Annotated in this window: 1 protein-coding gene; it reads right to left on the bottom strand. The window is 64.5% G+C overall.

Features of this window, described 5'->3' with window-relative positions; genetic code table 11:
- Positions 1-134: 134 nt before the first annotated feature.
- On the bottom strand, positions 135-1,493 hold the full coding sequence (locus C667_RS22825) for an IS1182 family transposase (RefSeq protein WP_004356467.1): 1,359 nt from the start codon (positions 1,491-1,493) through the stop codon (positions 135-137).
- Positions 1,494-1,552 lie beyond the last annotated feature (59 nt).

The raw sequence follows: 1,552 nt of genomic DNA, 5'->3' as shown, positions 1-1,552 counted from the left end.
CTAGCAGCCTGTCGGACTTGAAGCCGGCGGACGGCGTACCGGCAGGCGGGTTTTCATGATGTGAAAAATAATCGGCATTTCAGAGCCGAAAGCGCCTTTTTCGCGTGAAATCGCCATGCTCCTGTCGTTTCTTCTCACTGCAGACGCAATACGGCCATGCGCTTGAAGTTCCACGCGAGGCAGACCAGCGTCCATTCGTTGCGCACGTTGCCAACACCGCGCAGCAGGAACTGACGGAAACCCATCACGGACTTGATGATGCCGAACACCGGCTCGACGGTCTGTTTGCGCAGCGCGTAGGCGGCGCGACCGGTCTGGGTCTTGAGGGCGTGCTTCATCTGCTCGACGTGGGAGGTGGGCGTCTCGAGCGGTGCGGGCTCCTCGAAGCGGCTGCGCCAATCCGGATGATGCGCATCGCGCCCCACTGCGATCAGCGGCTCGACCCCGGCGTCGTGGCAGTGCTGGACGTTGCGTTCGCTGTAAAAGCCGGTGTCGGCCAGCAGCCGCGCGGGTTGATTGAGCCCATCGGGCAGTGCCTGGATGCACTCGAGCATCGGCGCGACCTGCTCCTTGTCGTTACCGGCGGTGGTGATGTGGGGCGCCACCACCAGCATCGATTCGGTATCGACCACAGCTTGCGCGTTGTAGCACTGCTCGAAACCACCGCCCGCCACCTTCATGATGCGCGAGTCTTCATCGGTCAGATTGATCTGATCCTCGGCCTGTGGCCCCGTCTGCGGGGGCTTGGGGGGCTTGCCACCGGGCTTCTTGCCCGTGCTCGCCTGCTTGGCCTGGCGCTGGGCCATCTTCGCCTCGTACTCGGCTTGCTCGCGCTCGAAACGTTCCTTCGCGCGGGCTTCGATCTTGGCTTTGGCCGTCGCGATGGCCGCCAGACGGTCTTCGCGGCGCTTGATCTCCGCCGGTAAATCCACCCCCTCAGGCACATTGCCTTGGTCGGCAGCCTCGGCCAGCTTGAGCATCTCCTGCACCTCGGCTTTGAGCTGCGCTTCGATCTTCTGCGCGTGCCCGTAAGACAGCGCACTGTGCCGGGAGGCGTTGGCGTGCAGCTTGGTGCCGTCCAGGCTGACCGTGCCAAAGCGCGAGAGCTGGTTCTCGCGTGCGACCTGCAGCACTTGCACGAAGAGCTCGGCGAACTGTTCGCCGAAGCGGCGCCGGAAACTCGCCAGGGTGTCGTGGTCCGGGTGCTGGTTGCAGGCGATGAACCTAAACGCCAGCGAATCGTAAGTCGCCCGCTCGATCCGGCGGCTCGAATGCGTCCCCGTCGCGTAGCCGTAGATCAGCAGCGACAGCAGCATCGCCGGGTGGTACGCATCGCTCCCACGCCCCGCATACGCCCGCTCCAGCGCCGACAGGTCCAGTGCCTCGACCACGTCGACCACATAGCGCGCCAGGTGCGTTTCGGGCAGCCACTCCTGTACCGAGGGCGGCAGCAGGTAGTCCGTTTGGCGGTCGATCGGGCGGAAGCGGCTCATGCTCTCAGGATCCGGGGGCGATGCGGCATTTTACAGGGGGTAGTCCGACAGGCTGCTAG

The sequence above is a fragment of the Thauera phenylacetica B4P genome, from assembly GCF_000310225.1.
Taxonomy (GTDB): Bacteria; Pseudomonadota; Gammaproteobacteria; order Burkholderiales; family Rhodocyclaceae; genus Thauera; species Thauera phenylacetica.
This window is presented reverse-complemented; position numbering and strand designations above follow the sequence as displayed.

Excerpts from the sequence above, each read along its gene's own strand:
- C667_RS22825 (WP_004356467.1), bottom strand. The coding sequence starts at position 1,493 with ATGAGCCGCTTCCGCCCGATCGACCGCCAAACGGACTACCTGCTGCCG.